Annotated in this window: 13 protein-coding genes; 10 read left to right on the top strand and 3 right to left on the bottom strand. The window is 65.8% G+C overall.

Features of this window, described 5'->3' with window-relative positions; genetic code table 11:
- The coding region (locus ACT3SQ_RS17955) for a relaxase domain-containing protein (protein ID WP_444592701.1) at positions 1–504 on the bottom strand (504 nt) is incomplete at its 3' end.
- A 217-nt stretch (positions 505–721) separates the two neighbouring features.
- Positions 722–1,084, bottom strand: coding sequence for a helix-turn-helix domain-containing protein (locus ACT3SQ_RS17950; RefSeq protein ID WP_114329650.1), 363 nt, complete (start codon positions 1,082–1,084; stop codon positions 722–724).
- On the opposite strand from ACT3SQ_RS17950, the gene ACT3SQ_RS17945 reads away from it, so the two are divergent.
- Positions 1,047–1,385, top strand: a complete 339-nt coding sequence (locus tag ACT3SQ_RS17945) for a helix-turn-helix domain-containing protein (RefSeq protein WP_181869371.1) — start codon at positions 1,047–1,049, stop codon at positions 1,383–1,385. The two genes, ACT3SQ_RS17950 and ACT3SQ_RS17945, sit on opposite strands and share 38 nt — an antisense overlap.
- Here ACT3SQ_RS17945 and ACT3SQ_RS17940 read toward each other — a convergent pair.
- A complete protein-coding gene (locus ACT3SQ_RS17940; protein WP_051216739.1) occupies positions 1,315–2,136 on the bottom strand; it encodes a helix-turn-helix transcriptional regulator in 822 nt (273 codons plus the stop codon). The two genes, ACT3SQ_RS17945 and ACT3SQ_RS17940, sit on opposite strands and share 71 nt — an antisense overlap.
- 229 nt (positions 2,137–2,365) lie before the next feature.
- Between ACT3SQ_RS17940 and ACT3SQ_RS17935 the strand changes: the two genes are divergently transcribed.
- The 9 genes from ACT3SQ_RS17935 (at position 2,366) to ACT3SQ_RS17895 (ending at position 14,176) form a co-directional block, all read left to right on the top strand.
- The gene (locus tag ACT3SQ_RS17935) at positions 2,366–3,409 is read left to right on the top strand and encodes an ABC transporter substrate-binding protein (protein WP_443353160.1); all 1,044 of its coding nucleotides are present in this window, start codon (positions 2,366–2,368) and stop codon (positions 3,407–3,409) included.
- 382 nt (positions 3,410–3,791) lie between these two features.
- A complete protein-coding gene (locus ACT3SQ_RS17930) occupies positions 3,792–5,102 on the top strand; it encodes an NtaA/DmoA family FMN-dependent monooxygenase (protein ID WP_051216740.1) in 1,311 nt (436 codons plus the stop codon).
- 13 nt (positions 5,103–5,115) lie between these two features.
- Positions 5,116–6,168: a FecCD family ABC transporter permease gene (locus ACT3SQ_RS17925; protein ID WP_029153865.1), complete on the top strand. Its 1,053-nt coding sequence runs from the start codon at positions 5,116–5,118 to the stop codon at positions 6,166–6,168.
- A gap of 125 nt (positions 6,169–6,293) precedes the next feature.
- Positions 6,294–7,271, top strand: a complete 978-nt coding sequence (locus ACT3SQ_RS17920; RefSeq protein ID WP_443353157.1) for a FecCD family ABC transporter permease — start codon at positions 6,294–6,296, stop codon at positions 7,269–7,271.
- A 29-nt stretch (positions 7,272–7,300) separates the two neighbouring features.
- Positions 7,301–8,173 (top strand): ABC transporter ATP-binding protein, encoded by an 873-nt coding sequence (locus tag ACT3SQ_RS17915; protein WP_051216742.1) that lies wholly within the window; start codon positions 7,301–7,303, stop codon positions 8,171–8,173.
- 4 nt (positions 8,174–8,177) lie between these two features.
- Positions 8,178–10,022: a siderophore-interacting protein gene (locus tag ACT3SQ_RS17910; protein ID WP_086992792.1), complete on the top strand. Its 1,845-nt coding sequence runs from the start codon at positions 8,178–8,180 to the stop codon at positions 10,020–10,022.
- Positions 10,023–10,186: 164 nt separating this feature from the next.
- Positions 10,187–11,788, top strand: a complete 1,602-nt coding sequence (locus ACT3SQ_RS17905; RefSeq protein WP_159456992.1) for an ABC transporter transmembrane domain-containing protein — start codon at positions 10,187–10,189, stop codon at positions 11,786–11,788.
- The gene (locus ACT3SQ_RS17900) at positions 11,785–13,551 is read left to right on the top strand and encodes an ABC transporter ATP-binding protein (protein ID WP_029153868.1); all 1,767 of its coding nucleotides are present in this window, start codon (positions 11,785–11,787) and stop codon (positions 13,549–13,551) included. The genes ACT3SQ_RS17905 and ACT3SQ_RS17900 overlap by 4 nt, the downstream gene beginning before the upstream one ends.
- A gap of 79 nt (positions 13,552–13,630) precedes the next feature.
- Positions 13,631–14,176: an AraC family ligand binding domain-containing protein gene (locus tag ACT3SQ_RS17895; protein WP_147271598.1), complete on the top strand. Its 546-nt coding sequence runs from the start codon at positions 13,631–13,633 to the stop codon at positions 14,174–14,176.
- The last annotated feature ends 33 nt before the right edge of the window (positions 14,177–14,209 follow it).

Here is a 14,209-nt window from a genome sequence, read left to right as displayed (position 1 = left end):
CGCAATCAGCGCTTGCGTTCCCGCATCCACCACACCCCAGATCGCGCTCACCGACTTCGGCGGCGAGAACGTCAGATCGAAACCCGCAACCGCGGTGCGCGGAGCCTTCGCAACCTCCTCCTCACGAATCTGCGCCTCCGCTTGCGCAAACGCTTCACCCTGCAATCCGGGATCAAGCTCCGCAACCCTCGCCGCAACCCGCTCACCCAAAGGCCGAAGCGCCGGGAACCTCTTGCCGAGCTTCTGCCCCGTGACCGGATGGATACCCTCGCCCAGCAACCGGGCCAGCTGCTCCTCGGTCACCCTGTCACCCTCCGCGAGGGAGGACGAACGGCCATCCTGGAGACTCACCAGACCAGTACCGACCCAGGTACCTGGCGGGCTGCCCAACTCGGTGTAATACCGAGTCAACGGACTACTCATATCGCGGTCGCCGTCGCCGACAACGACCGAGTGCAGCAGGTACTCGTAGCCCTTACCGGACGACATCACCCGGATCGTCATGACCACAGCGACCCCTCCCCGACACCACCGCGGAAGGGGCGATATCAGGGGTCAGGTGCGCGCGCAGCGCGGGCCTCGCACTCCTAGTGCCAGACGTGTGGGGAGACTCCTCATAACTGAAACTACAAGAGTCGCGCGATATCAAAGGTGACCGGCGCATGGTAGTTCAAGCTACTCTGCAAGGGCACACATTCGTCACCCTGATTCATTTCAACGCTCAGCGAAGCAGTCGCACCGTCACTCTCGCCTCAGCCTGGTGGTCGCCAACCGTGCTACCGGTGTAGCGGCGAAACGCCCGGCTGAACGCTGAGACATGCGCGAAGCCGAGGTGGTGCGACACCCAATTCGCCTGTTGGTCCGCATAGAGCCAGCTCATGGCGCGCTGCATGCGCAGTCCATTACGCCACTCGGCGAAGGTGAAATCGGAGTGCACAGTGAAGGCACGTCTGATGCTGCGCGACTTGGTGCCGAGCGCTTGAGCCCAATCGTCCGCGTTGGAGGCGTCCTTCTCGGAAGCTACGTTGGAAGAACTCGCCGCTGACGTGTCCATCAGCGCCAGGCAGCTCCAGCGCCTGTTCATCGAGGGGACCGGACTGAAATTCGCGCAGTGGCGCAACCGCGCCCGCCTCAACCAAGCGATCGCCAGTCTCCGTACCGAAGACAACCTCGGCACCGCGATGGGAGCCTCAACATTCTCAACTAAGCAAGGATTGTTGCGGGCACTCAGCCGCGAATGCGGTACCCCGATCGACCAGTTGACGGCAGAGCACGCGGCCGCCTTAACCGATGCTCAAGAGCGAGAGGCAGGCATCAATCCCCCGCGGACCTATTGGCATGTGGCAAGCCTTTTCCCAAGGCCGCGTTATTCCCGATTTCGGTAAGAGGTGTGACTGCTTCGGCGGCGTAGCGAGACGGCGCGATGCCGAAAAAGTTGCTGAAGGCGCGCGAGAAACTGTTGGGGCTCTCGTAACCGACGCGGTGACTGACTGCGGTGACATTCGCGCCCGTCTTCAGCAGACGCGCTGCTGCTTGGAGACGATTGCGCCGCCGCCACTCACGCAGCGTGTAACCGGTCTCCGCGAGGAAAGTACGCTCCAAGCTCCTGCTGCTGAGATGCACTTCGGAAGCCCAGCGGGCGATCAATCGATCATCGCCGGGGTTGAACAGCAACGCATTGGCCACCGTCAGTGCAGCCGGAGTGCTCGGTAGCGGCAACGCGCCGCCGCCTAGTATTCGCCGCTCCAAAATCGAGAGCACCTGACGCTCGACATTAGCCTGCGGCCTGATGAGCGTGGTCGTGTAACTCTGGTGCAGGGCCAGAAAACAGATCTTCTCTCGATCCGTTATCTGGACGACCGTGATATCCGACAGCACCGTTGCGGTGAGCCGATACTCGAACCAGAAAGGAAGCAGGATCGAATCGGCCTGCACCCGTACCGAGTGTCGAGTCCCCATTGGAAGCCACAGGACGTCATTAGCCGACAGTTCGATCTGTTGATTTGACAGAAAGAAGCGCGAAGAGCCGGCGACCTGCCAGAAGGCCACGCCTTCATCTACGTGTTGACGATCGATGACGTCGACGCTGGGGATCCTCAATGAGAAATCAGTGTCCACAGCCTGGTCGATCTTCACCGTTGCCTCTCCGCGTGTCGATGTTGTCGTGTTCGGCTAGATACCTGTCGAATCGAGCACCGTTCCGTCACCTAGTTTAGCCTAACCTAATTTCGGTACGATCATTGACTGTACGAGCCATTCCACGCATGCCTGCGGCGACTGAATCGGCCCTTACGGGCCGTAGCCAAATGCGACAACACCCACCCGCCCACGCCATTGCTCCGAAGAAAGCAGGGTCCAGTTCCACATGTCCGTTTCCCCCTCCGCCGATACCCGCGCCCCATGGAAGCGCTTCGTCGTGGCCACCACGACGATGCTGGTTCTACTCACCTCTGGTTGCACCGCCGCAGACGACAACTCGACGCCTGGCGACAGTTCCACCCCATCGGGACCCTATCCGATCACGGTCGAGAATTTCGATGGCGGTGTGACGATCGACAAGGCCCCCGAACACATCGTGGTCCTGGAGCAGGACCAGGCCATCGAGGTCATCGATCTTCTGGGTTACTCTGACCACGTGATCGCCTACGCCCAGCCCGAGGCAGTCGTCGACCGACCCTACTTACCGGCGGAATTTCTTCGCGGCGGGGAGAAATTCAATGATGGATTGATCCCGGCCAACCCGGGAACGATCTCGCCCGAAGCGGTTGCCGCGCTCGATCCGGATCTCATCATCGGCCCCGACTACCTCGACGAGAGCGACATCGAAAAACTCAATGCCATTGCGCCGCTCGTGACGACGGCCTCCGGGAACGATGATGACCAGGAGATCGTCGAAAACACCTTCCTGGCGCTGGGAAAGACCAAGAAAGACGCTGCAGCATTTCATGACGCGGCCGTGGACATTCTGCACAATTATGGCGAATCCACCTTCGGTAGCACCAAGCTGGTCCTTGACTACTTCCGCGCCGACGAAGAAGACCTCGGCTCACCCAACTTCGGCTCGAAAATCTACTTCGAAACAGGTCTGGAGCGCGGACCGCTGACGGCCAAGGTGAAAAGCACCGGGGAATCCCAGACACTCTCATGGGAGAACTTCGGTGATCTGGCGCAAGCCGACATCTTCCTCATCGCGAGTATTGTCCCGGACGAAACTCGCGCGGTTCTCGAAGCGGATCCTCGTTGGGCGGATCTACCTGCCGTCAAGAATGATCTTGTTTTCTATCAAGGAGATCCTGAGCTGGAGACCTCGACGAGCAATCCGCTGACGCCACTCGGAGCCCAGCATTTCGTCGACACCTTCGGCGCCCAACTCGCCGAACGCCTGCACGCCGCAGGCCTCGTCGATTGATGACTTCCTATCCCCGTCGGCTGTCACCTTTGGGCACGAACAGCCCTGCTCTCGAAACTGAAACGTGACAGCCGGTGCGGGGCGATGGAACGCTCATAGGGAGATAAGCCGACAGGTCTTCTCGTGCAGCACCCCACGGGTCCATTTGGCACGGAGGCCGAGACCGATCCTAGGAGCGAGAAGCGAACCGCTTATCGAAGCGCCAGTAGAGACTAGAAGCTCGAAAGGTTGCGTCCTTGCGGCAGCTCACGAACGACGACTTCAGAAAACCTGGTAAGTGATGCAGAGGAAGCCCACCGATTGTTCGAGCGTTCCCGCTGAGCGAGTCCGAAGAGCACAACGGGCCCATGCACGCGTCGCCCGGCAGGAATAAGGAAACGCAATGACAGCCTCTGCCCGCACCCAAGGGCCGATCGCCTCGATGGTGTTGTACCCGACGAGCCTGATGCTCGACCACTCTGGGAACGAGCGTGAGGCCTCGCGGCGCGGCGACCTCGGTTATCACCGGGAACTAGTGTCGATTCTGGAGGCAGGGTTGTTCGACGGCCTGTTCGCCGCGGACTTCCTCGCACAGCCGCAACCCGTTGGGGGTTTCCTGCCAGAGCCGGTGACGTTGTTGTCGGGTTTGGCGGGGAGCACGAGTCGGTTGGGGTTGGTTGGGTCACTGTCGACCACCTATAACGAGCCCTATGCCGTCGCCCGGGCGATCGCCTCGCTGGATCACCTTTCCAATGGTCGCGCTGGATGGAACATGGTCACCTCGCCCTTCGAGGCGACCGCGGGCTTGTATGGTCGGGCGCCGATGCCCCACGACGAACGCTATGCCCGGGCGACGGAGTTCGCTGAGGTGGTGGAACAGCTCTGGGACTCGTGGGACGGCGGCAACCGGATCGATGCCGTCCGTTACCACGGCGCGCACGTTGATGTCGATGGGGCGCTCAACATTCCGCGCACCCCACAGGGGAGACCGGTGCGGTTCTCGGCCGGTGTCTCGGTGCCGGGTCGCGCTTTCGCTGCCCGTTTCGCCGATGCCGTCTACATCGGACACGGTACCCCCGCCGAGGTGAACGCCATCGCCCGCGACATCAAGACACAGGCCGTGGCACTCGGGCGTGCTCCGGGCGACATTCGGGTGATGGCCAGTCAGACGGTCGCCGTGCGCGACGATGCCGACGAAGCTGCTGCCCTGCTCGGCACGGTGTCGCCAGAGCAGCGTCTAGACGGCCTGAGGGCACAGCTCGCCTCACTCGGCGGTACGGGCGCCGTGCCCGAAGGCCTCGACATCCCGCTGAGGTCGAGCGACTTCCCACGCAAAACATCGGAGCAGGGCATGGCCGGATGGGCGCAGCGATTGCTCGACGAGATCCACGCCACCGCCCCCACCCTCCGGCAGCTAACGGAGAAGGAGACGACTGTCGCATACGGCCCGCCGGAGGTGGTGGCCGACAAGCTGGAGTCGTATCTGGTCGACGGTGGCATCGACGGGTTCGTGCTCAGCACCCCATTGAACCTCGCCGAGGCCGAGAACCTTGTCGATACCCTCGTGCCCGAACTCCAACGCCGCGCCCTGCACCGCACCGCCTACACCGGAGCCACCCTGCGCGAACACCTCGGCCTTCAACCACCCTTGTCGCCACCCGCGGTCGAGACGAAGAACCACACGCTCACACAACACACCGAGGCCGGGGCATGAACGGAATAGCGCGATGACTGTGACGGCGATCCCACGGCGGTCTGCGGAAGCTCTCGTCTCACGAAGGTCACTGTACAGGCGGCGCAGTGCGGGCCTTCTACTGATCCTCGCCGCACTGGTGGTGGCGGTGCTGGCAAGTTTCGCATTCGGAGCGAATCCGCTCTCGCTGGACGCCGTGTGGCGGGGGCTGTGGCAGCCGGACGACTCGGACGCGTCGACCATCGTATGGACGCTGCGTATCCCCCGGACGATCGTCGGCCTTATAACCGGAGCAGCGTTCGGAGCCTCGGGTGCGCTGATCCAGGCGTTGACCCGGAACCCGCTCGCCGACCCCGGGATCCTCGGAGTCAACGCGGGTGCCGGCTTCGCCGTCACTCTCGGGGTGGGGCTGTTCGGTCTGTCAGGGGTGACCGGGTACATCTGGTTCGCGTTCATCGGCGCGGCCTTCGCGACGACCCTGGTGTACCTAATCGGCTCGGCTGGGCGCGGCACCGCATCCCCGGTCACGCTCGTGCTCGCCGGTGTCGCGCTGAGCGCTGTGCTCGGCGGGTTCTCGACCTTCCTGACCCTGATCGATAAGGACACGTTCCGGTCGATCCGCAACTGGGGCCTCGGATCGATCGCCCGCACCTCGTTGGAGGACACCATGAGCGTGCTGCCGTTCCTTGTGGTCGGACTGATCCTCGCGGTGATCCTCTCCGGCTCACTGAACTCCATCGCCCTAGGCGACGACCTCGCAGCCTCCCTCGGCACGAAAGTCGGCCGCACCCGCGTACTCGGCATCATCGCCGTCACCCTGCTCGCAGGTGGGGCGACCGCACTCACCGGCGGGATCGGGTTCGTGGGGCTCATGGTGCCGCATATCGTGCGCTGGTTCGTCGGCCCAGACCAACGGTGGATCATCCTTTACTCCGCACTGGCCGCACCCACGCTCGTGCTAGCCGCCGACGTGCTCGGCCGGGTGGTCGCCCGGCCCGGCGAGATCGAGGTAGGCATCGTCACCGCGGTCATCGGCGCCCCCGTGCTCATCGCCCTGGTACGCCGCCGGAAAGCGAGCGGGCTGTGAACACAACAGAGGAACAACGTTCGCACGGTGCATATTTCTCCCGTGTCGACTTTGGCTACTCGCTGAAGCGGACACGCACACGCTGGTTCTCGCTCCTGCTGCCGGTGCGCATTGCCGTCGTATCGGTGCTCCTACTCGTGCTCGCGGTCATCGCGGTGGGAGTCGCGATCACGTTCGGGGATTACCCGTTGAACTTACTGCAAGTGTGGCAGGCGATCACCGGTGCGGGTGAAGAGTTCCACCAAACGATCGTGCGGGAGTGGCGCCTCCCCGTCGCGCTCGCGGCCGTCGTGTTCGGGCTCCTTCTCGGCGTCGGTGGCGCGATCTTCCAATCCCTGACCCGCAACCCGCTCGGCTCGCCCGACATCATCGGCTTCGACGCCGGGTCGTATACAGCGGTCGTCATCACCATGCTCGTCGTCGGCACCTCCAACTATTGGACGATCGCCTCGGCATCGATCATCGGCGGCTTGGTCACCGCGTTCCTCGTCTATGTGCTCGCATACCGGCGCGGCATGCACGGATTCCGGCTCATCATCGTCGGCATCGGTGTCTCCGCAATGCTCGGCTCCATCAACGCCTACCTCATCACCCGCGCCGACATCGACGACGCGATGAGCGTCGGCTTCTGGGGCGCCGGATCCCTCAACCGCGTCTCCTGGTCATCCATGACTCCCTCACTGATCATCGCCGCGGTGATCCTCCTCGCAGCCGCCATCCTCGCTCCCGCCCTGAGGCGTCTGGAACTCGGCGACGACGCGGCCGTGACCCTCGGCACCCGGGTCGGGCGTGCCCGCCTCGGACTCATGGTTATCGGTGTCGCCACCGGTGCACTCGTGACCGCCGCCGCAGGCCCCATTGGGTTCATCGCGCTCGCCGCGCCGCAACTCGCCCGCCGGATCACCAGTTCGCCCGGGGTGAATCTGCTCGCTGCGGGGGCGATGGGTGCGGCACTCCTCTCCCTCGCGCACCTGCTCTCGCTCGTGATCGCACAGTTCTACCGGGCGATCCCGGTCGGACTGATCACGGTGTGCATCGGCGGGCTGTATCTGATCTTCCTGCTCATCCGAGAAACCCGCGCACACTACGGAACTCCACGATGACGTCACCAGCTTCTCCCCCTGAGGACACAATGACCCTTGAAAACGCTGTTGCCCGCGTCGTGATTGAGAACGCGACCATCGGCTACGACAAGCGGATCATCTCCCGCGACTTGTCGGTGCAGATCCCGGACGGGTCGTTCACCGCGATCATCGGACCGAACGGCTGCGGCAAATCGACCCTGCTGCGGGCCTTCGCGCGCGTGCTGAACCCGGTCTCGGGGCGAGTGTTGCTGGATGGTCGTGCGATCGCCTCGTACAAGTCGAAGGAGGTCGCCCGGCAGCTCGGGCTCTTGCCGCAGACCTCGCTCTCGCCCGACGGCATCCGGGTCGCTGATCTGGTGGCTCGGGGCCGGGCGCCATACCAGAACCTCATCCAGCAATGGCGCGAATCGGACGAGGCAGCGGTCGCGCGGGCGCTCACGGCAACGCGCCTGACCGAGCTGTCCTCACGGTTGGTGGATGAGCTCTCCGGCGGCCAGCGCCAGCGGGTATGGGTGGCGATGCTGCTCGCACAGGACACCCCGATCATGCTGCTCGACGAGCCCACCACCTTCCTCGACATCGCGCACCAGTACGAGCTGATGGAACTGTTCCGCGGGTTCCACGACGACGGCAAGACCCTCGTCGCCGTGCTGCACGACCTGAACCAGGCCGCCCGCTACGCCGACCACCTCATCGTCATGAAGCACGGACAGGTCGTCACCACCGGTTCCCCCGCAGAGGTGATGACCGTGGAGCTGATCGAGGAAGTCTTCGGGCTACGCGCGCTGATCGTGCCCGATCCGGTCACCGGCACCCCGAACGTCGTTCCACTGGATCCCCGCACCGCCACACTCGCGCCGGTGGAGTTCACCGGACAAGACGCCCAGACCCCCACCCAGGCCCCCGTGGAACAGGAATAACCGTATGGCTCGCAGTCTTCGCCCCCTGGACGTCTATCCGATCACCGTCCGCACCCTCGACGTGCTCCGCGTCGCCGACGTCACCCCGGGTATGCGTCGCGTCACCCTCGGCGGTGCGGAGCTCGCCGCGCACACCGCAGCGAACGGGTACCCGGTAGCAGCGTTCCGCTCCGACGGGTTCGACGACGAGGGCAAGCTCATCCTTCAGCATCCGGACGCGGAGGTTCCCGTGGCACCGACGCAGGCCGACGGGGTGCTGAACTGGCCCCGCGACAACCCGCACCTGCTGTTCCGCACCTACACGATCCGCCGCTGGGACCCGGCCGCCGGCGAGGTCGATCTGGACTTCGTCAAGCACGGCGTCGGACCCGCGACATCGTGGGCCTACTCGGTACAGCCCGGTGAGCGGGTCACCTGGGCCGGTCCGAAATCCTCCGCCCCGCATCCGGTCGGGGCGGATTGGACCCTTGTCGCTGGCGACGAGACCGCGCTGCCCGCGATCGGGCGCTGGTTGGAGGAATGGCCCGAGGGTGCGCGTGGGCAGGTGTTCATCGAGGTCGCCGAGGCCTCGCACCGGCAACTCGACCTGCCGGTTCCCGATGGGGTCGAGATCACCTGGCTGACCCGCGACGGTGCCGAGCCGGGCACCACGACACTGCTGTTCGACGCGATCCGGGCCGCCCACTGGTGGGAGGGCACGGTGTTCGCGTGGGTCGCCGGAGAGACCCTCACCCTCACCCCGATCCGCCGGTGGCTGCGGAACGAGAAGGGCCTGCCGAAGGAGCAGGTCGAGGTGACCGGGTACTGGCGGCGACAGGAAGTTGTCGTGGATGAATCGGGTGCGCTGGATCTCGATGCCACCGAGGACGACGGTGAAGCGTTCCACGAGTTGAGTGAACTCGCCCCCGGTTTCGTGCTACGGGTCGCCGCGACGATCGGACTCGCTGGTGCGCTCGGCGACCAGGCCCGCACGGTCGTGGAGGTTGCGGAGGCGACCGATACCGCCCCTGCCGGAGTGGAGAAGCTGCTGCGCTACCTCACCGCCATCCGGATCACCGAACAGACCGACGGAGGCTACCGGCTCACGAGCCTCGGGCGGAGTCTGGAGAACGATTATGTGTCCGAGGCGCTGAGCCTTACCGGGCTGTATGCGCAACGCGAACTCGGCGGCCTACTCTCCCTGCTAGCCGCGGTGCGCACCGGCCGAGGGGATCACGACCGCTGGTTCGGTGCGGAATGGGCCGACCGCACCGTGAGCGATGCGACGCTGTTGACCGCTCGGGTCGAGGAGGAGGCCGGTATTGCCGAGTACGAGGCAGGCGCTGTCGCAGCCGCCCCCGTATTCGATGGACTCAGCACGGTCGTGGTCGTGGGGCGTGCTCCCGGCGCGTTTGCGGAGGCCCTCGTCACTGCTCGCGAGGATGTGCAGGCACTCGTGGTGGCTGCCCCCTCGGAGCTGGACGCGCTGCGCGCCCTGCACGGCGAGCACGCCCGCGTCAGCCACACCCCCGGCACGCTGCTGTCTCGGCTTCCTGAGCCCGTCGATGCCGTCCTGCTTGTGGGCGCGCTGAGCAGTCTGCCGGATGCGGATGCCGCCCACGCGCTGCGCGAGGCCGCCGCGAGCGTGCAACCGGGAGGAAGAGTGCTCGTGTTCGGCGAGGTGCTCGACCCGGTACTCGCCGACGAGCACGAGTACGAAGACGACCTCATCGAGTTCGCCCTGACCGGCGGCGGTGCTCGCACCCACGACGAACACCTGGCACTGTTCGCCGCCGCCGGACTCGGCGAACCCGCACGCTCCACCATCGGCTGGGGCAACACCCTCTATGCCGCGACCGCAATCGGCTGAGGTCATCGATGGGCGGGCGGGGCGCAGGAACGCGGGCGGGATTCTTCGAACCACCCGTAGCGCCACCCACCACCGACCGGCTGCGAATAGACCCCTCCTGGTCGGCCGCACGCCTGAGCGGGTCGATCATCCGCGGGGTATGGCCGTGGATAGCAGCAGGGTCAGTGTTGCTGATCGTGCACGGGATCGCGGGGATGCTGCTGCCGGTCGTGATCGGCATGCTCGTCGACAAGGTCGTCGCACCGTCGGCTGCGGGGGTGGGGTTCGCTTCGGTGACCGGCCCGCTTGTGTGGTGGGGGCTCGCACTCGTCGGCGTCTACCTGGTGGTAAATCTGTCGTATCGGTTCGGGGGCAGGCTTGGCTGGTTCGGGGTGCAGCGCTCGCAGTTCGAGCTCTCCCAGGCGGTGCTCTCGCGTGTGCTTGACCCGCGCGGGATGGTGGGAGCGGCGCGTGCGCCGGGTGGGCTGCTCGCGGTCGCGACCGGTGACGTGCACCGCGCGTGTCTCGTGCTCTACGTCACGGTGTACCCGCCGGGTGAGATCGTCGGGCTGCTCACCGCCGCCGTGATCCTGTTCGCGATCCACCCGTGGCTGGGTCTCGGGGTCGTGGTGGCGTTGCCGATCGTGGTCGTGCTCATGCAACTCGCCGCGATCCCGCTGCGACGACGGAGCATCCGCGAACAGGCGGGACTCGCGGATGCGGCCGCCGTCGCGGCCGACCTGGTGGCGGGGTATCGGGTGATCCGCGGGATCAACGCCCAGGCCACCGCAGCCGGCCGCTACCGTACGGTCAGCCGGGAAGCGCTGCGCGGCACCCTCGCGGCACAATTCGCCCGAGCCGGATTCGACGGCATCAGCACCGCGACCGCGCAACTCTTCGCCGCGGCTGTGGTAGTCGCTGCAGCGATACTCGCGTTCACCGGGCAGCTCACGATCGGGCAACTTGTGACCGTCGCCGGGGTCGCGGTCAGCCTGATCGGACCGCTCGACGGACTCGTCGGCACCCTCGGCACCTTCTGGGCGATCTCGCAGGCCTCCGCCCGCCGCGTGCTCGACCTACTCTCGGAGCCCGCGAATCCTGCCGGGCTCGGAGAACACACCGGCGACACCACCCAGCGGGTCGGCACTGCCGAAGACCTGCTGCGAGTGGATCGGCTCGCACTCCCGGACGGATCGCTGCTGAATACCACCGTGTCGTCCGGGGAGTTCGTCGTGATCGACCTCCCCCAGGCCGGGCAACGCCTCCTCACCGACGTGCTCTCCGCACAGGCCGTACCCGTGACCGGGCAGGTGCTCCTCGATGGGGTGGCCGTGGAGGCCTGGGATCCGACCACCCTGCGCGAGCGCGTCCTAGCCGTGCCGCACACAGCAGGCTTGTTCGCCGGAACCGTGCTCGAGAACGCGCGGGCCACCGGTGACAAGCCGCTCGACGAGGCCATCGCGCGGACGGCGCTCAGGGTCGCCGCGCTGACGGAGACGGAACTGCCCTCGGGCTACGACGCCACCCGGGTCGGCGACGGTGGCCGTGAACTTTCTGGTGGTCAGCGGCAGCGAATTGCCCTGGCCCGCGCGATCACCGCCGACCCTGACCTGCTCGTGCTCACCGATCCCACCAGTTCGGTCGACGCCGTCACCGAGCAGCACATCGCCGCCGCCCTCCGCACTCACCGGGTCGGGCGCACCACAATCGTCCTCACCTCCTCGCCCGCGTTCCGTGCCGTCGCCGATCGCCTGATTGCGCCATACGAAGGCGGTGAGCCCTCGTGACAGGTTCAGCTGAGACCGCCTTCGACGGCCCGTTGCCGATCGCGACCGGCCGCACTGTCGCACGCACCCTCTGGCGGATGCTCGCCGGGCGACGCCTGCGCCTGGTAGGGCTGCTGCTGCTCTTCTTGCTGGAGGCCGCGACCGCGGTGGTGTTCCCGCTCATCGTCGGAAGCCTCGTCGATGCCGTTGCTCACACCAGCGGGAGTGTGCCCGCATCGTTCTGGTGGCAGCTCGCCGCGCTCGCTGGCGCCGCGATCGCCGCCGGGATCCTCGCTTGGGCCGGCGCGATCGCCCTGGCGAGGCTCGCCGAGACCGTCATCGCGGAACTGCGCGAAAACTACGTCGCCGCCGCCCTGGGCCTGCCGCGCCGGGTGATCGAGACCGCGGGCACCGGGGATGTCGTCACTCGCGCCTCCGACGACATCGCCCAAGCTGCCGAGACCCTCCCGAACGCCCTGCCACGCGTGGCGATCTCCGCGTTCACCATCGTCATCGTCGGGGTCAGCCTCACCGCCCTCGACCCCCGCTACCTCATCGGCTTCGCCCTCACCCTGCCGCTCTACGCACTCACCCTGCGCTGGTACCTGCGCACCGCACCGGCCGTGTACGCCGCCGACCGGGCCGCGGAATCCGTGCGCGGACAGCACATCCTCGGCACCCTCACCGAACTCCCCACCGTCACCGCCCACCGCCTCGAACACCGCCAGCTCACCCGCATCCGCGACGCGGCCTGGCAGACCGTGCGGTGGGCGATGCGAACGCGCATCATTCAGAACCGCCTCTTCGGCCGCGTCAACCTCACCGAAGCCATCGGCCTGTTTGCCGTGCTCGCCGTCGGTATCTGGCTCGCCTACACGGACTCAGCAACCCCCGGCGATGTCACCGCCGCAGCCCTCCTGTTCCTCCGCACCGTCGCACCCATCGCCGCACTGCTCTTCGTGATGGACGAACTGCAGTCCGCGCTCGCCGCCCTCGGCCGCATCATCGGCGTCATCGAACAGCCCGTCGAAGAAGCCGCCCCCAGGTCTACGGGTAGCAGCGATGGCAACGTCACACTCCACGATGTCTCGTTCAGCTACGACGGCAGCACCCCTGTGTTGCAGAACATCTCTCTCGCTATCGCTCCGGGAGAGTCCGTTGCGCTCGTCGGAGCCACCGGATCGGGGAAATCTACCCTCGCAGCCCTCATCGCGGGCATTCACCCACCAACGGCCGGACGCATCGATCGGTCCGTGCCCGCTGAGCAGATCGTGACCGTCACGCAGGAATCCCACGTCTTCACCGGCACCCTCGCCGAAAACCTCAGCCTCGCTGAGCCCACTGCTGACCATGACCTCCTGCGAGACGCCCTCACCGTCGTCGGCGCAAACCAGATCCCGGCGCAACTGCCCGACGGACTCAGCACACTCGTCGGACACGGCGGGCACCCACTCACCGGGTCCGCCGCCAGCCATCTTGCTCTCGCCCGTGCCCTCCTCGCGAACCCTGCCCTCGTCGTCCTCGACGAAGCCACCGCGGATGCCGACACCGCAGACACCACCGCCCTCGACCACGCCACTCGCGCCCTCACCAAAGGGCGCACCGCGCTCGTCATCGCACACCGACTCTCCCAGGCAGCCAGCTGCGACCGCATCATCGTCATGGAACACGGCCGCATCATTGAGCAGGGCAACCACGACGCCTTGCTGCTGACCAACGGCCCATACGCAACACTGTGGGCTGCTTGGAGCAGCGGAACAGAACGTGATGAGGGGGCCGTTTGACGTGCGCTCTCACCATCTGTCTTGAGTCGTCCGCGCATGTCGCGGACGACTCAATCATCAGCGCCCGCGGGAGCACCCCATGAGCAAGGTCGGTGATCCTCCGCAACCGGGGCGGTTTCGTGAACTCGCACCGCTCTTGGGGCCGCTTGCAGTGGTCGAGTCCGTGCGCACGGAACCGGTGGAACCCGTCGCGTTCGCGCACGCGAAGATCATCCACGTCATGGCAGGTACCAGCCGCGTCACGACCTCCACGGGCCAATGGCTGCTCAGCGCAGGCGATGTGTTCGTGCTGGGGTCTCGGGCATGGTGTCAAGCGAACCCGGAACCGCAGGTGCGGTGCTGGACTATCTACCTCGATCAGGAGTTCCTGCGCTGGCACATGATCTGGGTGCTGCCCGGCCCCGAGCGGGTACTGCCCGGCCTGCACCCGGCGCAGTGGAACGGTGAAGCGATGGTGTTTCATGCCGGGCGGGAACGGCTGGCACGGTTGGAACCTGTGCTGCGGCGGATGAGCGTCATCCCGCATCAGGGCGGCTCGGAATCGATCGCACGGCTGATCACGCTATTCGCGCAGACCGCGGAGCAGATCGTTCCGGCATTGGTGACCGATCAAGATGGGGCCTGACCCTTGTTCGTGGACACGCTGATTCCAGCATCT

The organism is Brachybacterium sp. AOP42-C2-15, from assembly GCF_052377065.1.
Classification (GTDB): Bacteria; Actinomycetota; Actinomycetes; order Actinomycetales; family Dermabacteraceae; genus Brachybacterium.
The sequence above is the reverse complement of the archived record's forward strand: the minus strand, read 5'-3'. Positions and strand labels throughout refer to the sequence as shown.

Excerpts from the sequence above, each read along its gene's own strand:
- ACT3SQ_RS17950 (WP_114329650.1), bottom strand. The coding sequence starts at position 1,084 with ATGAACAGGCGCTGGAGCTGCCTGGCGCTGATGGACACGTCAGCGGCG.
- ACT3SQ_RS17935 (WP_443353160.1), top strand. The coding sequence starts at position 2,366 with ATGTCCGTTTCCCCCTCCGCCGATACCCGCGCCCCATGGAAGCGCTTC.
- ACT3SQ_RS17930 (WP_051216740.1), top strand. The coding sequence starts at position 3,792 with ATGACAGCCTCTGCCCGCACCCAAGGGCCGATCGCCTCGATGGTGTTG.
- ACT3SQ_RS17925 (WP_029153865.1), top strand. The coding sequence starts at position 5,116 with ATGACTGTGACGGCGATCCCACGGCGGTCTGCGGAAGCTCTCGTCTCA.
- ACT3SQ_RS17915 (WP_051216742.1), top strand. The coding sequence starts at position 7,301 with ATGACCCTTGAAAACGCTGTTGCCCGCGTCGTGATTGAGAACGCGACC.
- ACT3SQ_RS17910 (WP_086992792.1), top strand. The coding sequence starts at position 8,178 with ATGGCTCGCAGTCTTCGCCCCCTGGACGTCTATCCGATCACCGTCCGC.
- ACT3SQ_RS17895 (WP_147271598.1), top strand. The coding sequence starts at position 13,631 with ATGAGCAAGGTCGGTGATCCTCCGCAACCGGGGCGGTTTCGTGAACTC.